The sequence below is a fragment of the Paludifilum halophilum genome, assembly GCF_002245355.1.
Taxonomy (GTDB): Bacteria; Bacillota; Bacilli; order Thermoactinomycetales; family DSM-45169; genus Paludifilum; species Paludifilum halophilum.
The window spans coordinates 1-502 of record NZ_NOWF01000054.1 but is presented as its reverse complement, the minus strand read 5'-3'; the positions used below and the strand labels follow the sequence as shown (position 1 = coordinate 502).

Genomic DNA, 502 nt, shown 5'->3' with positions numbered 1-502 from the left:
CGTTGTCGAAGAAGGCGCATTCGAGATCGACGGCGCGGCGCCAGATGCGGGTGAGGGACTCGGCCTCTGAACTCTGGTCGTCGGCTGCCGGGAATACACGCTCGAGTTCGTCGACGAGGAACTGCACCCACCCGCGGAACGCCTCGCCTCGGTGGAGGCCGATCCATCCTCGGTGAACTTGGCGCTGCGGCATTTCCTCACCGGACTCGGCCCAGTCGAGATAGAGCCATTCTGCGACGACAAGGACGGCGAGCAGCTGTGGGTACGATGCTGAGTCGACTGCCGAGGCCATGAGATCGCGGAAGCCCGCCGTCGGTGCTGCAAGTTCGGGTCGGAGGTAATCGGCGGGATCGACGCCCAGCTCGGCGAAAGAGTCGACGAAATACGTGTCCTCGTCGGCGACGAGCATGCCCAGCTGTCGGGCGAATCGCAGCTTTGGGTCGAGCTCATCGGCATGGGCCACGCAGGCTCCGAGCATGGACAGGAACGACTCGAAGAACTG

General features: G+C 64.1%; 1 protein-coding gene. It reads right to left on the bottom strand.

The annotated features are described in order from the left end of the window. Positions 1 to 502, bottom strand: a 502-nt coding sequence (locus CHM34_RS18370; RefSeq protein ID WP_094266052.1) for a TenA family protein, incomplete at both ends; no start/stop codon positions are given.